Below are 19,784 nucleotides of genomic sequence, written 5' to 3' on the forward strand. Positions count from 1 at the left end.
AAACTCAAATCTAACCTATTATAATTTTGAAATCTAAATTTAACCTCTCATAATTGGAAAAATTATAAAATAGAAAGTAGTGGCCCATTAATTGTTTAGGCCACTTCACGGAAGTCTTCCCTCACCTTTTTAGGTTCTAAACCCCTTCCCAGTTTCTGAGCAATTTGCTCGTAATATTCCGTGGTTTTAGGAGTTGTGGATGGATTAATTTTCTTCAGAGCAGATTTGAAATGGCGGTAGGACACCTTTAGAATATTCATATCTTCATGGAGAGCTATCATCCCAGCTTTACGGCATAAAACTTCTATATCTGCACCAGAGTATCCTTCAGTTTTTTTGGCCAGTTCTTTAAGTTTAACATCCTCATCTAACTCCATGTGTCCCACGTGAACCTTTAATATTTCTTTTCGTGCTTTTTCATCAGGAGGAGGTACCAGTACCACCTCATCAAATCTTCCAGGACGTAGCAATGCTGGATCCATTAGATCAGGACGGTTAGTGGCCCCAATAACCACCACTCCTCTGAGTTCTTCCAGCCCATCCATCTCGGAGAGAATAGTGTTAACCATTCGCTCGGTGACTCTTGGTTCACCGGCAGCGGCACCCCTGATGGGAGCTATGGCATCGATTTCATCAAAGAAAATGATGCAGGGAGATGCCTGTTTGGCTTTTTTGAATATTTCAGAGATTTTCCGTTCGGATTCACCGAACCATTTACTGAGTATTTCTGATCCCTTTACTGAGATAAAGTTGGCCTTGGATTCTGTGGCCACTGCCTTGGTGAGCAGGGTTTTTCCAGTTCCAGGAGGGCCGAACAGGAGAATTCCTTTGGAAGGTTGTATTCCAATTCGCTGGAAAGAGGAGATGTTGCTCAAGGGCCATTCCACCACTTCTTTCAGGCTTTCCTTCAGTTCATCCAGTCCACCGATATCTTCCCAATGGACGTTGGGTACTTCAATGAATACTTCACGCAGTGCAGAGGGGCTGATGGATTTCATGGAATCTAAAAAATCATTGTTGGTTACGAAGAGTTTTTCCAGGATTCCAGGAGCAATACGCTGCTCTTGTAGGTCAATATCAGGTAAAACTCTTCTTAAAGCATTCATAGCTGCTTCTCTACAAAGTGCTGCCAGATCTGCACCTACAAATCCATGGGTGGTTTCTGCCAGTTCATCAATGTTAACGTCATCTGCCAGAGGCATGGCACGGGTGTGTATCTCCAGTATTTCAATCCTTCCTTCCCGGTCAGGCACACGTAATTCAATTTCACGGTCAAAGCGTCCAGGTCTGCGTAAGGCCTGGTCCAGGGCATCAGGACGGTTGGTGGCGCCAATAACAATTACCTTTCCCCTTTCTTTCAACCCATCCATAAGGGCCAATATCTGAGCTACCACCCTTCGTTCAACCTCACCAGTGACTTCTTCCCTTTTAGGGGCTATGGCATCGATTTCATCAATGAAAATCACAGTGGGAGCATTTTCGGCAGCTTCTTCGAATATTTCACGTATCTTCTTTTCAGCCTCTCCCACAAATTTACTCATTACTTCAGGCCCATTTATGGCCACAAAATTTGAACCACTCTCACTAGACACTGCTTTTGCCAGTAATGTCTTCCCTGTGCCCGGTGCACCATGTAATAGCACTCCTTTTGGTGGATCTATACCCAGACGGTCAAATATTTCGGGGTGGCGGAGGGGAAGTTCTATCATTTCCCGGACTTTTGATATTTCCTTTTTAAGTCCCCCTACATCGTCATAAGTGACATCGGGGACTTTTTTTTCCATTACCTCCACTGCTTCTGGTCGAACTTCTACCTGGGTAGTGTCATTGATACGAACCAGTCCCGCAGGATTGGATGATACCACGGTAAATTTGATTTCTCCCAGAGAAAAGGGGGTGGTTGCTTCGAAAAATTCACGGAATATGTCTTCTGAACCTGGGAATTCCCTTAATGTTTCCTTGGTTCTCTTGGGGGATACCAGGGCTATTACATCTCCCCTGGTAACGGCCCGTCCCATGAGATTTCGTTTTATGATGTCTCCTGAGGCCATTATGCGCATTCCCTTCGCTGCTGGGGCAATGACAACTTTACTGGCCATTCTAGGTTGTGCTTTACGTATGGTGATCATTTCTCCAATGGAAGTTCCTGCATTGGAACGAGCCAATCCGTCCATACGCACGATTTCCAATCCCACATCTGCCGGATAGGAGTTTCCAGCAATAGCACCGGTAGTTCTTTTACCGATTATTTCCACAATGTCACCAGGAGATGCTCCGATTTTAGCCATCAATTCATGGTCTATTCGTACCATTCCTTTGCCTACATCCTGTTGTAGTGCTTCAGCAACTCTAAGCTCTATTTCACCACTATCCTGCAATATATTACCTCCAAAAGTGTTAAAAGCATATTTTTATTTTTAAAATTTTTAAGCATTTAGGCTCTTATTACTTTTCATCTAGGGTTTATCTATGTGGAAAATGATTTAAGTTTTTTATTGATTTTTTCCACAAGCAACCCTAAATGATAATGTAATTCGGATTAGTTTTCAAATGCTCTCTATCTCTTTCCTTAAATATGTTAGATGCCCCATTCCTTAATAAAGGAGGCATAACATGCAAAAAAGTTACAATAAAAACTCAATTCCGGATTTAAGAAGAAAAGTTCAATACAGGGACGAAATAGACCTTCGCTATCTTGGTATGCGTTACCTGGTTCCAGTGGTGATCATGCTTGTTATAATGATGATCAGTGTGATGATGGTGGCAGCAACCCCCAACTCCAACTTCCCAGTGAACATGTGAATCCATTCAAAACATATCCCTATTTAAAATTAGATTACCATCACTAAGGCGTGTTAAATTAAAAAAATAATAAATAAAAAATTTGAATATTATTCTGTTAGTAGTCGTCTACAGGAATTTCTGGGTCTGGAGTTGGTTCTGGAGTTGGTTCTGGAGTTGGTTCTGGTGCTGGATTTGGTGCGGGAGTTGGTGAATTATCACCATTGTTGTTGTTTGTACTTCTAGATGTAGTTGATCCGTCATTGGTCACCTGGTTATCAGTATCAGTTTGATCAGAATCATCTGCATCAGATTGTTCACTGGTTACCGTGTCATTAGTACTGGTTGTATCTGAGCCATTGTAATCCACTTGATGTATCTGATTTGAATCAGATTGTGAACCTAAAACCGGGATTCCATACAAACTAATGCACAAAATCAATATAATAGGTATCATAAAACCCATTAATTTATAATCTTTGTTCATAATAACACAACCTAATTTTATGTAATTAGCAGTATATATAAATGATCTGCATGGCCCCGTTTAAATAACATGATAGCAATATATCTGATTTAAAGTCCCTTTGGGAGAATAATACCAGCAGGGACATTTATAATTGTTGCACTGAATTAGCTCGATAAATAAACATTAGATAAAGTTTATTAAAAAATTATGCCTAGGGATAAATGGAGGATCATAATGAAAAAGGCACCATCCAAAGATTTAGTATTATTTCTAGTATTATCAATAATCATTGTAGTATTCACATCAATCAAGCTCATTGATAACTTCATCATGGACATCATTTTGTTTATATTAATTTTTGTATCATCTGGATATTCATTGATAGCTGTACTTTACCCTGAAGAAAACCACAAGGGACTCTTAAAAAAACCCCTCCTGTTTTTGGAGTTAAGCGTGTTCCTGACTGTTTTAGTAAGTGTTATACTGAAATATTCCTCATTAGGCCTACAATTCAGAGATCTGATTCTGATTTTGTCCTTGACAACGATAGTGCTTACCATTACCACCTATGTTCTCCGGACTAACCAGTTTAAAGCAGAGGTGGAAGAAGAACATGCGGAACCTGTTACAACCTCTCAAATGTTAACTTTCACCTCAAAGGGAGGATTACCCTATCTGACTGCTTTAACCATACTCAGTTTACTAATGATCATCACAGTCATAGTCCCACCACTTAACAAAACAGCACTATGGATGGTTCCAGGTTGTTTATTCATATGTTTCATACCCGGATATCTATTACTGGCAATCATGTTCCCGAAAAATGATGACCTGGAATTGATTGAACGCTTGGCACTGGCAGGTGGAGCCAGTTTAATTTTAACCTCCCTGGTTGGTTTAACCTTTAACTATACTTCATGGAGCATACGTTTAGAACTTATACTAATAGTTCTAGCTGTTTTTAGTCTCCTATTCTCCCTGATAACCATCTTCAGAATGAAAAAATTACCCTCAGAAATGAGACTTTCCATTCCTAAACTGGAAAAAATATTAACCATCTTCCTAATTCTCTGCATCATCCTGACCATAGGCACAGCTGGTTACACTCTCATAAAACCAAGTGGAAATGGAACAACGGATAAAAATAATACCACCGACTTTTACATTAAAGGAATAGATGGTAATACTCTAAATCTCAGTTCAGGGACAAAAAACAACATAACCGCGGTTATAGTTAACCAGGAAGGACGCGCTATAAATTATAGTATACTGGTCCGGGTCAACACCACCATCCTAAAGCAGGATAACATTACCCTGCAAAATAATCAGAAAATTGAAATACCTGTTGACTTCACAGCAGGAACACCAGGCCAGAGGAAAATTGAATTCATCCTGTACAAACTTCCTAGTGATAAACCGTACAAAACACGAGATTTACTGATGAATATCAACTAATGTGGATGAATATCAACAATTGGTTGAAATCAGATTTAACCAATGATAAGTTATTGGGGGTTGTAAATGAATAAAAAAATGGTAATCTTAATATTAATAGGAATAATCGTTTTAGGGGTAAGCTTATCTTTTTTCATGTTTTCTCCTAAAACAAATTCATCCAGTGAAAGGATTAATATATTATTTTTAGGTGCAGATGCCCGAACACCCCAGACTCAAGGATACACAGATTCCATTAACATCCTATCCATTGATAAGAAAACAAAGGAAGTTTCCCTTCTATCCATACCCCGTGATACAAGGGTAGAGATAGCAGGGAAGGGTGTGGATAAAATCAACAGTGCCTATGCCTATGGAGACATCAACACCACCAAAGAGACTGTGGAGAACTTTTTGAAGGTGAGAATTGATTACTATATACTGGTTGATTTCACTGATTTTAAGGAAATGGTAGACACCCTGGGGGGCATCACCATGAATGTGGAACCCCACATCTCTAAAGCAAGACCAGAATTACACGGGAAAACCGGAGTTAGTAAATTAACTGGTGAAGAAGCTCTGATCTACGTTCGGTTCAGGCAGGACTCGGAATCAGAGGGTGGTCGGATGAGGAGACATCGCGAGGCAATTCAAGCCATTATTGACGGAGCTTTAAACCCATCTAACATACTTCAAGCCCCGGCAGTGTTGAACCAGTTAAGGGAAAATGTGAAAACTGATATACCACCCCTGGAGACAACAGTGATTGAAACATTAATCACCGGGTTTGATATCGAAAATGCCAGGATAGGTGTGGTTACCGGAGAATACACCCATATCAATGGGATAAATTACATGATTCCGGACATGGATAAAACCGAAAAGACCGTGAATGAACTAGGGCTGCGAAAATAAATTCCAGCCATTATACCTTTTTTTTAAACCTTCTTTAATAAGCTTAAACCTTTTTTTACCTTAAACCTTTATTAAAAATCTTAAAATCTTTTAATAGGCATTTTCATCCCTGAATAAATTTATCAAAGTTCTGAAAAAAATCTTCACATCAAGAAGTAAACTCCAGTTTTCCACATAGAAAATATCATGCTCGATCCTCTTTTTTATGGAAGTATTCCCCCGGTAACCATTCAACTGTGCCCAGCCAGTCATTCCCGGGTGCACGTGGTGCTTAACCATGTACTTTGGAATTTCCTCCTTGAATCTTTCCACGAAATGAGGACGTTCAGGTCTGGGACCTATTAAACTCATTTCTCCCTTTAATATGTTGAAAAACTGTGGTAATTCATCGATACTGGTTCTTCTAATAAATGAACCAAATCTGGTTTTGCGGGGATCATCCTCGGTGGTCCAATGGTGTTTTTCATCCCCCTCATCCTGGATTCTCATACTGCGGAACTTATACATCTGGAAACTTTTCTTATCAAGCCCCAGTCTTTCCTGTTTGAATATCACCGGCCCGGGAGAGCTCAGTTTAACAAGAATCGCCACTAGAATAAGTAGTGGGGATAAAATTACAATGGCAGGCACCACCAATAATAAGTCAAAACACCGCTTCACGAACTTGTTAAATGAATTATCCAGGGGTATGTGCCTGATCTTGATTAAGGGCATGCCCTCAATGACATCCAGATGTGGTTTGGTTGGCATGTAGATGTAATATGAAGGTACGATCTCGGCACGCACTCCGCATTTTTCACAGGTTTCAACCACCCCTTCCAAGAGGTTGTAGTTCTCATGGGAGATGGCCACAACCACCCGGTCAACCAGGTTGTGGGATAAAACATCTTCCAGATCTCCAACTGTGCCTAAAATCTTAAAACCATTAATTAAATCAGCCTTGGAATGATTCTCATCTAAAAAGCCCATGATGGCAAATCCCAGATATTCATTCCTGATGATTAACTCAGAAAATTTCCGGGCCAGTTCTCCAGTTCCCACAACCAGAATGTACTTGATGTTGTACCGTCTGCTACGTAAAAACTGCAACAACTTCCTGATTACGAATCTCTCAGCTATGGATAGAACAGTGCTGAATATACCGAACATGGCCAGCATGTAACGTGAATAGTCAGTGAGCTCCAGTACAAATAGCATGGTTATAAGGAAAAATAATCCCACACAGTTAGCCTGGATGATCTTCAGTGCTTCTGAGGTTATGGTCTTTTTAGTTCTCTGGGGTGTGTACAAACCCAGGAGATAATATATAATAATGTATGATGGTAAAATTAGGATGATTGGTAGGGTGTAATGGTAGAATCCCCCCACATCACTGCCAAAGCCCAGAAGATTCGTTGCAAAACGGATATACCATGCCAGGATCAGAGCCAGGGTGATGACTGAAAAATCAATGACCACTAGGGCCATGTTAAAAATTCTTTGATTTTCCCTGATCATTTCTATCACTACTTGGATAAAGCGTTATTTAAACGATTTAACATTATTCTCAGCCCATAAATCCCCCATATCCCCGTATAAGTAATTCCAGTTATGATAAATGGATAATTATCCCGGTAATGTTTATTGTAAAAAAGGTACATTGAACGGTAGAATTCATATATAAGTCGGGGTTTAACCGGTTTATTATTACTTCCCCCTTTATAATGAATGATCTCCGCATCACTGTAGTAGACCACCTTCCAACCCCCGGATTTAATACGGTAACACCAGTCAATATCCTCACCGTACATGAAGAATTCCTCATCTAAGAGGCCTACCTCCTGGATTGCATCTGATCTAACCATCATAAAAGCCCCGACTAAACTATCCACCTCGTATGTTTGGTTTTCATCCAGAAATGTTAAATTGTATTTACCGAAACGTTTACTTTTAGGGAAAAGCCGGGACAGGCCTATCATCCTGTAAAATGATACACTGAATGTGGGAAAACTCCTGCGGCAAGCCCTGTCCAGTGAACCGTCAGGTAAGAGAACTTTACACCCCAGAGCACCTATATTATCATCTTTTTCCATGTGGTTGATGCATTTGGACAGGCAGTCTTTAAGGATCACCGTATCTGAGTTCAGTAACAACACGTAGCGGGCCTTGCTTTGTTGAATAGCCAGGTTATTAGCATGGGCAAAGCCACTGTTTCTGTTGTTGGCAATGATCTTTATTAAATCGGTTTCTATTTCTCGGGCAAAGTCTTCCTGCAATCTCTCCAGACTGCCATCATGGGAAGCATTGTCCACCAGGAATACCTCATAATGAATGGGATGATCCTTGCTGATTATTGATTCTATGGCCTGTTTTGTCAGTTCATAGGTACGATAGTGAACTATTATAATCGATAAATCCATTTTATCGCCTTTAAGCAACTTAAAACCTGATACTATTTTCCATTGCTTTTACAAAATATTAAATATGCTGGCGCGTTTACTATTAAAAACATTATTATTAAAGATGTTAAATAAATGATTTCTAAAATATTGTGAATTGTGAATTAAAGCCATCATAAACATATATTTGGTAGTTCTAACTATAATAAGTTACGTTGGAAATATGATTAATTTATGAATTTCAACACCTGAGACCCCTTCTCGTTGTGCTAGAAAATATGTTCTCGTGGAGAATAGGCGAAGTTAACTAATTACCTTGGACATATAATGATTGAAGTAACCTTGATTTATTTGATTTGAAAATGCGTTCTGAGTATAATAAAACTTATATTACTTAGAAATCAGAGAAGATTTAGTGCTGAGGGCCAGGTGAAAGCATGAAAGTCCAATGTTCAAAATGTGGGGAAGAATACCATTTAAGACCAGACGAAAATCCCTCTGACTTCCAATGCAAATGTGGGGGAGAACTAATAAAAACGAATGGCCCCCCATATAATCCTGAATCACCAGAGGATGAAGGGGAGACAGATCCTGAAGCATCAAACAATACCTATGATGACTTGGAGAAAAAACCACCTGTAGCATCAAATGATGACCGGGAGAAAAAAAAATCTAAGAGTATCTTCGATGACTGGAAAAAACAGTACATGATTGTTATAGCCGTGGTTTTTTTGGTTTTCATTATTATAGCTGTGGATAGTGCTTTTTTCTTTGGGGATCTGGTTGTGACCAATGTAACCGCTCCCTCAACTGCCTTGAAGGGTCAGGAAATAATCATACCTAACACCATTAAAAACGACGGTATTTTACCCACCGGTGATTGTAATGTTACCTTCCAGTTTACACCGGAACAGAATTCGAAAAACATCATATTTCTGGGAAAATTACGGATTAGTGATCTTGCCAGTGGGGCGAGTGTAACCCAGGATACAAAATTCACAGTACCCCAGAATATCACACCAGGCAGATACTACATTAGGGTGGTAGTAGATTCTAATAAAGAAATATACGAAGCCAACGAAAACAACAATGAGATCTACAGTTCTACTCAGGTCAACATAATATGATGATAACACCCTATTATTTTTATATTTTCTTAATAAAACAGGAATCTGAGGGTGTTCCTGATTAATATCCATTGGATGATGAAATAGTTTTTAAAATTTTTATGGGTATATGTTACTTTACCAATCTTTTTTCGTGATTTATATCCCTCTTTTAAACCAGCCCAATAGATCCTTCCATAACCTTTCCTGGAGAAAAAGATGTATTTAATGAAATAGCCTATACCGAGGAAAACAAGATTCACCAACAGTTGAGGCCAGGGCATGTTTTTATAAGGAACATATACATTGTTCCGGGCAGCTAATCTGGTTTTGAATTCATTGTACCTGCTCCCGCTGGTTTGGCTTCCCACATGGTAAACAACTGCTTCGGGACAGTACCAGCATTTGTAACCATGGATTCTGGCCCGGTAGCTGAGGTCCACGTCTTCCATGTAGGCGAAGAAGTTCTCATCAAAGTATCCGATTTCTTCCAGGATTCTTCTACGGTAGATTGATGCTGCGGCACAGGCACTGAAGATCTCCCTTTCCTGGACATAGTTGTCAGGAGATTTCCCATATCCCACCCGGCGTGTCCAGCCCAGGATGGTGTATTCATCCCCTGCATCATCCATTTTATTTGGATCATGGTACTGGATTATCTTCGAAGAAACTGCAAAGATGTTTTCATCCTTTTTAATGCATTTTAAAAGGCTGGAAATGGTCCCCTGCTCCAACTGCACATCATTATTCATGAGAAAAATATATTCTGAACTGGAAGCCTTTATTCCCTGATTTACAGCTGCTGCGAATCCAAGATTCTCTTGGTTTTCAATAAGGGTGAATTCTGGATAATTTTCACAGATATGAGCTGCACTTCCATCCTGAGACGCGTTGTCAATAACAATAACATCAAAGGGATGATCCTGATTTTTCAGAGATTCCAAACACTCCCCTAGAAAAGGTTGGCCATTGTAGTTGGGGATTATAACTGTTAAATCCATACAATTCACATTCCATCAATCCATACACCATTCCATCAAAAGAATGTCTGTTTTTACTATTCATTTAATAATAAAAGGAATATGAGCATGTTGAATCCACCTAATCGTTTAAGTTGATAAACTTCTCATAAGCATCACATACTTCGTCAACTGGACCCTGGGTGATTAATTTACCTTTATCCAGCCATATTGCCCTGTTACATATATTCCTAACTTGTTGAGTGGAATGCGATACAAAAAGAACCGTTGCATCCTCATCTAAGAGTGAATTCATTTTTTCACGGCTTTTCTCCTGGAATTTAGCATCTCCCACCGATAGAACCTCATCAATGATTAAGATTTCCGGTTCAACCATGGTGGCAATGGAGAATGCCAGCCTGGCTTTCATCCCTGATGAGTAATTTTTCAGGGGGACATCAATGAATTCTTCTAACTCGGAAAACTCCACTATTTCATCGAATTTTTCTTCTAAAAAACGCCGGGTGTACCCCAATAAAGCGCCTTTAAGAAAAATATTTTCCCGACCAGTGTAATCCGGATCAAAACCGGCCCCCATTTCTAGTAAGGGCACTATACCCCCAGTTACAGTTATATCCCCTTCAGTAGGTTTCATAACACCGGCGATTAGCTTTAAAAGTGTACTTTTCCCAGCACCGTTTAATCCAATGATCCCAAACTTATCTCCCTTGTTGACTTCAAAAGAAACACCTTTTAAGGCCCAGAATGGATGGTAATGCAGTTCTCTTTTTATGAACTTAATAAAATATTCTTTAAGGTTGTCTGTTTTTTCCTTACTTAAATTGAATTTCATTTTAACATTTTCAACCTTAATAACAGTTTTTGCCAATGTTTCACCTGTAATCAATTGTAGAATTTTATACGTGTAGTATGAATTTATCCTGGTATTTATAGAACAGTGTTAAACCTACAATCATAGCCACTGCAGCTGATATTAATGCGAATATTAGTTGATGTGGATCATACAATTTACCGTAAAGAAAAGCATCCCTACAGCAACTTATAACTGCATAGATAGGGTTATAATCCTGAATGAAACGGAAACTTGCAGGTACAATGCTAGGAGGATAAAATATGGGTGTAGCGTACATTAAAAGTGTTAAGAAAACTCCGTATAAATGTTGAAGATCCCGGAAGAAGACATTCACAGTGGCCAGTATCAGTCCCACCCCTATGGTGAAGAAAAGTAACGCAAGGATAGGTAAACTGGTGAAGATTATGTAAATTGTAAATGGAGCATGGGTAGCGGCCATGACTAAAAATAACACCACCAATGATAGTAAGAAGGTTACAAAGTTGGATAATATTGCCGAAAGGGAATAAATATACTTTGGCACATAAACTGTTTTTAAAATTCCGGCACTACCCCTTATGGATCTCATGGCAGCACTGGTTCCCCCTGCAAAGAAGGTGAAAATTAGCCGACCAGTTAATAGATAAACTGGATAATTTTGAACTCCCCATCCTTTAAATATAGTTGAAAATATGATTGTAAGCACGATCATGGTAAGAAGGGGTTCTAAAAAACTCCAAAATATTCCTAAAACAGATTTACGGTATTTAGTTTTTATGTCCCTGCTTACTAACTGGTAAAGTAGGAATTTATATTTTCTAAAATTGTGTAGAAATCTGTGTCCAGTGACGTTCCCTGCCATGTTCAACTTCCCTCGTAACCATTGCCTATTTGATGATATTCAAAGCCAAATTCTTTCAGTGTTTCCTTATTATACTGGTTTCTGCCGTCGAAAATTATTTTATTAACCATCCTTTTACTCATTTCCTCAAAGTCCGGACTTCTGAATTCCTTCCACTCAGTTAATAATAGTAAAGAATGGACACTATCCAGGGCATCATACTTATTTTTTGCATATTTTACCTTTTTATTATCTTCAAAATAGTATTTTTCAGCAACTTCCATTGCCTGTGGATCATAAACCTGCACTTTAGCCCCTAATTCACATAACTTGTTAATGGTGACCACTGAAGGTGCTTCTCGCATATCATCAGTACCAGGTTTAAAGGAAAGGCCCCATATTCCAAAAGTCAACCCAGAAAGGCTTTCCCCAAATTTATCTACTACTTTACGTACTAAAGTTAGTTTCTGTTGATTGTTAAGTGCTTCAACTTCTTTTAAAATGTTAGCGTCATACCCCTTATTAGCTGCGATTTTGATCAAAGCTTTAACATCTTTAGGGAAACAACTGCCTCCATATCCACAACCAGCGTACAAAAAATTGTATCCAATCCTTTTATCACTACCTATACCCTTTCGAACGTTATTAATATCCGCACCTACCTTTTCACAAATATTGGCTATTTCATTCATGAAGGATATTCTGGTGGCGAGCATGGCATTGGCTGCGTATTTAGTCATTTCTGCACTGCGAACATCCATGGTGATGAATCTCTCATGGTTGGTGGTGAATGGAGCGTATAATTCTTTCAAGGTTTCAATTACATTTTCATTACTTGATCCAATTATTACCCGGTCAGGTCGCATGAAATCTTCCACCGCAGATCCTTCTTTTAAAAATTCTGGGTTTGAAACTACTTCTATGTTGAATTTAAGATTTCTTTGCTCTAGTTCTTCAAGTATGGTTGTTTTCACTTTATCTGCGGTTCCCACTGGAACCGTGGATTTGTTAACCACAATCAAGTCATGGTTTACCAATTGACCTACCTCTTTAGCAGCATCCAGAACATGTTGCAAATTAGCACTGCCATCTTCACCCATGGGAGTGCCCACGGCAATGAAACAAATATTAGAGTTATTCAAACCCTCTTTAAGGTTATTGGTGAAGATAAGATCGCCATTAGACTGATTTTTAAGTACTAATTCTTCCAGTCCGGGTTCGTAGATAGGTACTATGCCTTTTTTAAGACATTCTATCTTCCCATTATCAATATCTATGCAATAAACATTATTTCCCATCTCTGAAAAACAGGTTCCCGTGACTAATCCCACGTATCCTGTTCCGATAACTGTAATTTTCATATCGGTCCACCTGAAAGATAGTTTATCTTCAAACTGAGTTTATTTTCTTAATGACAAATCTTTTTCCATTTCTTGAAATGAATAATACTTTGCCGCTGCAGCAAAATCCATTAATATTTGCATTTTATTAAGATATGGATAACGATTTTCTTTTGTCATAGTTATCATATTTCCTTTACGATAATATTTGTCAGCAGAAAATCGTTCATTTAATAATTCTTTGAAACATTCTATTAGATTAATTTGTTTTTCGTGATATAAATTGATGATTTTACTTATTTCTTCATTAATGAAATAATCTAACTCGTTTAAGCCTATAACTTTTATAATATTTCGGTCGAATTTGTCAAGTTCGTTGAACTTATTCCTTAAGACTTGCTTTAAGTTTTCATTAACATAACCATAATCCCACAAGAAAGGATCTTTTTGATGGTATGTAGAATCAAGTTTTGTTAGATGGGGTTTTACATCGGTTTGAGGTAATGAATCCCCAGCAAACGGAATAGTTAATAATTTAGGTTCAGAACGTTGCAATATTTCATAAACAAATTCTTTGAAAGCATTTTCATCTCCGTGTTCAGCATACAATAAAGCAAACCATGTCTCATATTCTGTGAAGAACAACGGAAAGAAAAAATTTTTATGGAAAAGAATTCTTCTTGCAAACCACCTATTACCTGAACATATTTTATCTATTGTATATCTTTTAAAAGCATCCATGCCTAATTGAGCAATTACAGAAAAGTTGGATATTTTTCTAGTATAACCAATTACAAAATCTTTTGAATTCCAATCTCCTTGGGCCATATAAAATGTTAAAGCATAGTCTTTATACTCATTAGTATTTGGACGTTTATTATTTTGAGGAACAACATGAAAATGTTTGACATTAAGAACTTTGGCCACTTTTTTAGCAATAACTACATCTGGATGAGTGTCTTGACCAGAAGTACTGCATTCAAAGGATATTCCCTGCTTTTTACATATTGGTGAAAGAATAGCTGCAGTTAATCTAGAATCTAATCCTCCAGTTAATCCTAAAGTTATTTTTTCAAAGTTAGGTTTCAAACTAACTAAATTTGCCTCCACAAAATTAATCAAACTATCATAATAATCATCAAATAACTTGTGTTTATTATTGTTATATGAATCTCTAAACCATTGCGGAATTTCAATAGATTCTTTTCTTTCTATTAATATTTTACCTTCTTTAAAATATTTAGTATCTTGTGGGAATATCCTCTTTATCTCTTTAAAAATAGTATTTCGTGGAAAATCTCTTGGTGTCCACTCCCTGAAAACAGAATCTTCTATGAAATCATAATCATAATGATGAACGAAAGGTTTTTCCCTAAATTTTTGAATACCATCAACAATTAGTTTTATTTCTGTTGAAATTACATCACAGTTCTCGTCTTCATAATGAAATAATTGCCTTACACTTAAAGGAGGAGTTCTAATAAATCCATTACCTTCTTTATCTATCGAAATTATTTGGTAATCACCAAAAAATTCTGTTGAATCGTTTAACTGATCAAAAAATACGCTTATATCTGGATTCCTTAGATCATTGTTAACATTAACAATTCCATTAACCAACAAAAGTCTATCTTCATCAGCAAAATAAGAATAACCATAAACCTCATGATCAATATGGTCATAGGGATAAATATAAATGATAAAATTAGAAATTTCAAATTTAATGGCCTCTCTAGAAATTAAAGAAGGAGCATCAGAAGAGTTTAATAAGTGTTCATTTATTTGTTCATCCTTAAATGAATCTTTTTTTGAAATCAGAATAAAATGCATATTAACTCCTCATTTAATTTTCTTCCTTAATTATTCATATGTATAATATGGAGAGGGGAGACTAAATGTTAGCTTGAACCTTATAACCATTAGTTAAGTAATCACTATAAAAATCATTTAGATAGTTTAATAACCCATTTATACCGTGATTTTTAACATAAGCGTTTTTTTCATTTAACATTCAACCTTTTTTTAGCATCAATCACCCAAGGCCAATGATTTATTTCATCCAAACATAACTCCTTAGTCATCTGTCGAGTTTTTTGTAATTGTTCAACATTATTTTGAGTTCTCTTTTGGGGCCTATGATGATAAAGATGGTATAATGTATCGTCGATTCTATATTGTTTTAGGTTAAATATATCTGCTCTTAGCATTAGTTCGTTGTCTTCGCCACCCCAACCAGTGAAATATTCATTTTGCATTCCAATATTTATAAAAGAATATTTATTCCAGAAAACAATACCTCCATCAGCCCAAGGCCTATTCTGTTCAGGAGTTTTGACTGTGTTAAAATCATAGTTTTTTATGAAAGTTTTCTTATCAACTATATCATTAACTCTTTTATTGAATGGATGGACAACATCATAATGCTTATTTAATAAAAAAATAGCCATATTAATATTTTTTTTCTTCGTTAAACAATCAACATCATAATAAGCAATGTAAGGAGTTTTAGCTTTATCCACACCCCTATTAACAGCTTTAGCTAATTGGAATAAGTCTCCATTTGAATTTGTGTGGACAACAATAAATGATTTAAATAATTTGGAAAATTTAGAAGTTAGAAAATTTCTAGCTGAGACATCTGCATGTTCAGATATTATTATATTATTAATCCCTATTTTACTTAAATAATTCAAAGTAATATCCAGATTCTCTTCACGATCCGGATCATTTGTTTTTCGGTAGGGTAGAATTAATGTTAAATCATCATATCGTGTGGAAGGGTTAAACCCCTGCAGTTGGATATATAGTTTAAAAATTCTATCTTTTTTATTTACCGAAAAATTTTCTAATTTGAGATACAAATTGTTAATACTCAATTTAAATCGTTTATTGATCCGATAAGCAATATTTTTCGATTTGTATTTTATATAACCAGTAAAAGTTAGGTGTTCTGACAATTCGTTTTTATTTGAATCTAATATTCGTTGTAAATCATTTTTTTCTTTTTCTATTTTATTTTGAGTTTCTATGAAATTTTTAATAATCTCAGACAGTGAAATTGCATCATTATATCTTTTATCGACTATATTATTAAAAAGTGGAGTTAAATACCTTTTATTGAGTTCTATATCATATTTATTGAATTCCTCGATAAGAAAACCTATTGTTTCTAACAATTCTCTTTTTTCAATTGAACTTGTATTACTTATAATAAAACCATCCATCCAGAATTGTAAATGTCCCTTAAAAAGAGTTGGATAAAATTCTTCTTTCCCATAATTCTTCAATAAATCGAATGTTTTATGGTATGCCTGAATCATACCCATTAAGTTTTTCTTATTCCTATTTCGACTTATGCCTTTATCACCTTTTGAATCACGTATTCGATTATAATTAAACAAAAAACGATTATTTAAGTATACAATTCCATTTGCTTCTAGAAAAGAATGGACTACGAAAGTCAGGTCTTGGGCAGGAACACCTTCTGGAAATCTAATATCATTTTCCACAATGAAACTTCTTTTAAATATTTTTGTCCATACTGACGGAGGAATTGTAAAGAGTCCAGGTTCTTCATCAATTTTTTTGACTTTTATTTCATCTAAATCTCCAAAAATACTGTGACATCTTTGGATTTTATTTTCAAAAACATAAACATATCTACTAAATACAATATCTACATTTTCCGCAACGATCCTATTATATAAGACTTCACAAGCATCCTCAGTATAATAATCATCAGGATCAAGGAACATTAAATAATTTCCATTAGAATTTTCAATTCCAATGTTTCTTGGCTTTCCAGCAGCTCCGCTGTTTTCGGGTAGATGTATAGCCTTGAAATTTTTATATTTACTAGCATATTCGTCCATTATTTTCCCACTATTATCAGTGGAACAATCATTCACCATAATAACTTCTAGATGTTCTAAACCAATACTTTGTCTTATAATTGAGTTTAAAGCATTTCGAATATAGTTTTCTACATTATATACGGGGATTATTATGCTTATTTTGAATTGACTATTATCTAAAAGTGATTTTAGATATTTGATTTGATCATTAGCTCTGATTGGATATATATACAATTTTTCTTGATTATTCATACAATCAACACAACAATAATATTTGATTATTATAATTTGAACTGTTTATAATTAAACAATTTATATTTCAAACTATAGTTCTCTAATAATCTTTTTTCAATATTTTAAGAATTTTTTAATCCACTTTTTGGCATAACTTAACGATTGTGAGCATTTTTGAAGTTTTTTCAATTAATTTTCGTAGTTGTTCTTTGGTTTTTATGGATAGTGGAGATAATTTTCGTTCACTTTTTTCCAGATGAATTTTATTGGATTGAGTTGTGGAAGGTATGGTGGGTAGAAATAAGAGGTCTATGTTGAGTTTTCCTGCGGTTTCAGTGGTTAGTTTGGTGTGGTGGGCTCTGAAGTTGTCAAGTATGATCATTATTCTACCATAAGAGTTTACTGTTCTTATTTGTTTGAGGAAAGCATTTATGTCTTCTTTTTTGGAATTTCTTTGAAATCTATTTTACTTTGTCATTTTATAGCGTAAAATCCCATTGTATTGGATTTTAGACAGGTGCTGTTTTTGGTTATAGTGGATTTGGTAATTGACCAAACTCTTTGAGTGTTGACTGTGTTTTGTGGTGAAAATTCGTCAAAAAACCTATTAAATCATCTTTTTTAGTTAAAGAGTGGTTTATGTTGTTTTTAACTGGTTTTCTGCATCTGGTGGTCTTCTGTAATCTTTTGAGTAGGGTTACCGAATTTTTAATCCCATATTTCTTAAAATGATCCCTACTTGTTTAGGCTGTATTCAACTCCAAATTCTTCATGAATCATTTTTCTGATTTCTTTGGTTGTCCAATCGTTTCTTTCTTTTAAAGTTTCTTTAATGCTTTTTTCTTGGTCTGTGAGTTTTGATCGTCTTCTCCCTACAAATCAGGTAATAAGACCTTCATTCAATCTTTCCAGCCGGTTTTTATGAATCGAATAATTCAAAGAACAATTAAAACAATTAATTAAATATAAAGTGGAAGATAAAATTCGGTTTCCATACATTTTTTTCCACAGCAATATCCAATTAAAAATATTATTCCTCATCCCAATTTGTCACTATATCTGTCTAAACTGTGATTTCTTTCTAAACAACCATAAAATTAGCCGATGTGAGTATTATTTAATTTCAGATACTTTATTATACACTATTTAAAGTATATGGAATCATTAAAGTTACTAGGATTAATAAACCTTTTTAAATTTAACCGCAAGAATTCCATACCTTTTTTCAGCATTATCATGATCATATGGTACATTAACATGAATACTTTGATATAAGCCATTTTCAGATTTTTCGTAGTGCCTTTCATCTAACACCTTAAAAGGCTTAAATTTTTCTGTAATATTAAACGAAAAAGAAATGGGTTCACATTCAGTGGGTTCATGATTAACATCAGTTAATAATAAGAATAACCCTCCCACTTTCAAAACCCTTTTAATTTCAGATATTGATTTTTCCAGATTGTCAACATGATCTAATGAATTAAAACTACAAACAACATCAAAATAATTATCGAAAAAAGGAATATGCTCACTTCCTGAAGATACATAATTCATATTATGTTTGTCAGTACCTAACTCCACATAATCATCTGCTAACGGATCCAGTCCTATCCTTTCCTTTGCCATATCTGCCCATTCTAAACTTCCTCTAGGACCACAACCAATATCCAGTATTTTTTTACCATTAAAATAATCTTTATCTAAACCAAAAAAAGTTGTATAGAAATACTCATAATGATCATTACTAAGATTACCTTCATTTTCTTTGGTTTTAAGCCAATAATGAAGTTCACTTTCTCCTTTAATTGAATTATTATCATAATTTTCTATTAATTCATCTTTTCTAAAAATTTTTTTTAACTCAAGAATTTGGCTTGAAATGCCATCATTTTTTTGTGCATATACCCAATTTCCTTTTTCCACAAAATTATGATAACTTGGATGAGTTTTCACTAATAATTCATAAATTTTCCTTACATGAGCTGTGTTCCTTTCATCGAAAGGCATTTTTTGAACTTTTTCAGAATTTTTAAAGCTTGGACTTTTATTGAAAGTCAAGTTAATATCATCAAAAATTATCCAACCTCCAGGTACGAGTAATTTATCAACAAGAAAAAAAGCAAACCCATCATTAAACCAATCATGAACTCCATTAATATAACATAAATCAAATGTAGGAGCAGAATTTCGTTCAATTAACTTCATTAATCGCCAATTATAGGAAGTAGGCTCATGATAAATTGTAACATAAGAAAACAATCCTAATTTTTTCAAGACAGATTCAATATTCGGCTGTTTATTTCGTGCAAGTTCTAGAACTATTGTTGTAAGATGACCATTTTTCATTTCATCCAAACTACTTGCAATATAACAGGAAGATGCTCCATACGAAAACCTTAATTCTAATATATTCTTCAACTTTTTTGATTTGATAAAACTGGTCATTTCAGTCACTTTATCCAAATCCATTTCTGAAATACTATCAACAACAGCATATACTTGTTCAAGATCCATAACGATCTAACTCCACTATTGAAACTTCTCACTTGATTACTTATTATTTTTTTATTTTTTGTTGGGGTAGTTTTTCATATTTTTTTATCAATACTTAAAACCGCAT

15 protein-coding genes and 1 pseudogene are annotated in these 19,784 nt (G+C 35.6%); 4 read left to right on the forward strand and 12 right to left on the reverse strand.

Going from position 1 to position 19,784, the window contains the following annotated elements:
• Nucleotides 1-95 precede the first annotated feature (95 nt).
• Complete coding sequence (locus BK009_RS06225) at nt 96-2,378, reverse strand: CDC48 family AAA ATPase (protein WP_100909246.1); 2,283 nt, start codon at nt 2,376-2,378, stop codon at nt 96-98.
• A gap of 235 nt (nt 2,379-2,613) precedes the next feature.
• Here BK009_RS06225 and BK009_RS06230 point away from each other — a divergent pair, with 235 nt between their 5' ends.
• Entirely contained in the window at nt 2,614-2,802 is a 189-nt protein-coding gene (locus tag BK009_RS06230; RefSeq protein WP_100905805.1) for a hypothetical protein, read from the forward strand.
• Nucleotides 2,803-2,899: 97 nt separating this feature from the next.
• Here the strand turns inward: BK009_RS06230 and BK009_RS06235 are convergent, their stop codons facing one another.
• On the reverse strand, nt 2,900-3,268 hold the full coding sequence (locus tag BK009_RS06235) for a hypothetical protein (protein ID WP_100909247.1): 369 nt from the start codon (nt 3,266-3,268) through the stop codon (nt 2,900-2,902).
• Between the two features lie 216 nt (nt 3,269-3,484).
• On the opposite strand from BK009_RS06235, the gene BK009_RS06240 reads away from it, so the two are divergent.
• Both BK009_RS06240 and BK009_RS06245 read left to right on the forward strand, forming a co-directional pair.
• Entirely contained in the window at nt 3,485-4,705 is a 1,221-nt protein-coding gene (locus tag BK009_RS06240) for a DUF1616 domain-containing protein (RefSeq protein WP_169923157.1), read from the forward strand.
• 66 nt (nt 4,706-4,771) lie between these two features.
• Nucleotides 4,772-5,599 (forward strand): LCP family protein, encoded by an 828-nt coding sequence (locus BK009_RS06245; RefSeq protein WP_100905802.1) that lies wholly within the window; start codon nt 4,772-4,774, stop codon nt 5,597-5,599.
• A 90-nt stretch (nt 5,600-5,689) separates the two neighbouring features.
• On the opposite strand, the gene BK009_RS06250 is transcribed toward BK009_RS06245, so the two are convergent.
• Nucleotides 5,690-7,096: an undecaprenyl-phosphate glucose phosphotransferase gene (locus BK009_RS06250; protein WP_100909249.1), complete on the reverse strand. Its 1,407-nt coding sequence runs from the start codon at nt 7,094-7,096 to the stop codon at nt 5,690-5,692.
• A gap of 8 nt (nt 7,097-7,104) precedes the next feature.
• The gene (locus BK009_RS06255) at nt 7,105-7,998 is read right to left on the reverse strand and encodes a glycosyltransferase family 2 protein (RefSeq protein WP_100909250.1); all 894 of its coding nucleotides are present in this window, start codon (nt 7,996-7,998) and stop codon (nt 7,105-7,107) included.
• A 416-nt stretch (nt 7,999-8,414) separates the two neighbouring features.
• Between BK009_RS06255 and BK009_RS06260 the strand changes: the two genes are divergently transcribed.
• Complete coding sequence (locus tag BK009_RS06260; protein ID WP_100909251.1) at nt 8,415-9,104, forward strand: CARDB domain-containing protein; 690 nt, start codon at nt 8,415-8,417, stop codon at nt 9,102-9,104.
• Between the two features lie 29 nt (nt 9,105-9,133).
• Here BK009_RS06260 and BK009_RS06265 read toward each other — a convergent pair whose 3' ends face one another.
• From BK009_RS06265 to BK009_RS06300, 8 genes and pseudogenes are all read right to left on the reverse strand, one after another.
• Entirely contained in the window at nt 9,134-10,084 is a 951-nt protein-coding gene (locus BK009_RS06265; RefSeq protein ID WP_100909252.1) for a glycosyltransferase family 2 protein, read from the reverse strand.
• Nucleotides 10,085-10,184: 100 nt separating this feature from the next.
• Nucleotides 10,185-10,931 carry an ABC transporter ATP-binding protein gene (locus BK009_RS06270; protein WP_232728047.1) on the reverse strand — a complete coding sequence of 249 codons (747 nt, stop codon included), beginning with the start codon at nt 10,929-10,931 and terminating at the stop codon, nt 10,185-10,187.
• 28 nt (nt 10,932-10,959) lie between these two features.
• The gene (locus BK009_RS06275) at nt 10,960-11,757 is read right to left on the reverse strand and encodes an ABC transporter permease (protein WP_100906935.1); all 798 of its coding nucleotides are present in this window, start codon (nt 11,755-11,757) and stop codon (nt 10,960-10,962) included.
• Between the two features lie 2 nt (nt 11,758-11,759).
• Nucleotides 11,760-13,097, reverse strand: a complete 1,338-nt coding sequence (locus BK009_RS06280) for a UDP-glucose dehydrogenase family protein (RefSeq protein WP_100909253.1) — start codon at nt 13,095-13,097, stop codon at nt 11,760-11,762.
• Nucleotides 13,098-13,136: 39 nt separating this feature from the next.
• Nucleotides 13,137-14,906: a hypothetical protein gene (locus tag BK009_RS06285; RefSeq protein WP_100909254.1), complete on the reverse strand. Its 1,770-nt coding sequence runs from the start codon at nt 14,904-14,906 to the stop codon at nt 13,137-13,139.
• A 170-nt stretch (nt 14,907-15,076) separates the two neighbouring features.
• On the reverse strand, nt 15,077-17,182 hold the full coding sequence (locus tag BK009_RS06290) for a glycosyltransferase family 2 protein (protein ID WP_100909255.1): 2,106 nt from the start codon (nt 17,180-17,182) through the stop codon (nt 15,077-15,079).
• A gap of 115 nt (nt 17,183-17,297) precedes the next feature.
• Nucleotides 17,298-17,612, reverse strand: a pseudogene (locus BK009_RS06295) (hypothetical protein); the annotation flags it as partial.
• A 731-nt stretch (nt 17,613-18,343) separates the two neighbouring features.
• The gene (locus BK009_RS06300; protein ID WP_100909257.1) at nt 18,344-19,678 is read right to left on the reverse strand and encodes a methyltransferase domain-containing protein; all 1,335 of its coding nucleotides are present in this window, start codon (nt 19,676-19,678) and stop codon (nt 18,344-18,346) included.
• Nucleotides 19,679-19,784 lie beyond the last annotated feature (106 nt).

This window comes from Methanobacterium subterraneum (assembly GCF_002813695.1).
GTDB lineage: Archaea > Methanobacteriota > Methanobacteria > Methanobacteriales > Methanobacteriaceae > Methanobacterium > Methanobacterium subterraneum.

Bases quoted from the DNA above. Each gene is read 5' to 3' on its own strand.
- BK009_RS06245 (WP_100905802.1), top strand. From the start codon at position 4,772: ATGAATAAAAAAATGGTAATCTTAATATTAATAGGAATAATCGTTTTA.
- BK009_RS06290 (WP_100909255.1), bottom strand. From the start codon at position 17,182: ATGAATAATCAAGAAAAATTGTATATATATCCAATCAGAGCTAATGAT.
- BK009_RS06255 (WP_100909250.1), bottom strand. From the start codon at position 7,998: ATGGATTTATCGATTATAATAGTTCACTATCGTACCTATGAACTGACA.
- BK009_RS06275 (WP_100906935.1), bottom strand. From the start codon at position 11,757: ATGGCAGGGAACGTCACTGGACACAGATTTCTACACAATTTTAGAAAA.
- BK009_RS06240 (WP_169923157.1), top strand. From the start codon at position 3,485: ATGAAAAAGGCACCATCCAAAGATTTAGTATTATTTCTAGTATTATCA.
- BK009_RS06300 (WP_100909257.1), bottom strand. From the start codon at position 19,678: ATGGATCTTGAACAAGTATATGCTGTTGTTGATAGTATTTCAGAAATG.
- BK009_RS06235 (WP_100909247.1), bottom strand. From the start codon at position 3,268: ATGAACAAAGATTATAAATTAATGGGTTTTATGATACCTATTATATTG.
- BK009_RS06265 (WP_100909252.1), bottom strand. From the start codon at position 10,084: ATGGATTTAACAGTTATAATCCCCAACTACAATGGCCAACCTTTTCTA.
- BK009_RS06260 (WP_100909251.1), top strand. From the start codon at position 8,415: ATGAAAGTCCAATGTTCAAAATGTGGGGAAGAATACCATTTAAGACCA.
- BK009_RS06250 (WP_100909249.1), bottom strand. From the start codon at position 7,096: ATGATCAGGGAAAATCAAAGAATTTTTAACATGGCCCTAGTGGTCATT.
- BK009_RS06230 (WP_100905805.1), top strand. From the start codon at position 2,614: ATGCAAAAAAGTTACAATAAAAACTCAATTCCGGATTTAAGAAGAAAA.
- BK009_RS06285 (WP_100909254.1), bottom strand. From the start codon at position 14,906: ATGCATTTTATTCTGATTTCAAAAAAAGATTCATTTAAGGATGAACAA.
- BK009_RS06280 (WP_100909253.1), bottom strand. From the start codon at position 13,097: ATGAAAATTACAGTTATCGGAACAGGATACGTGGGATTAGTCACGGGA.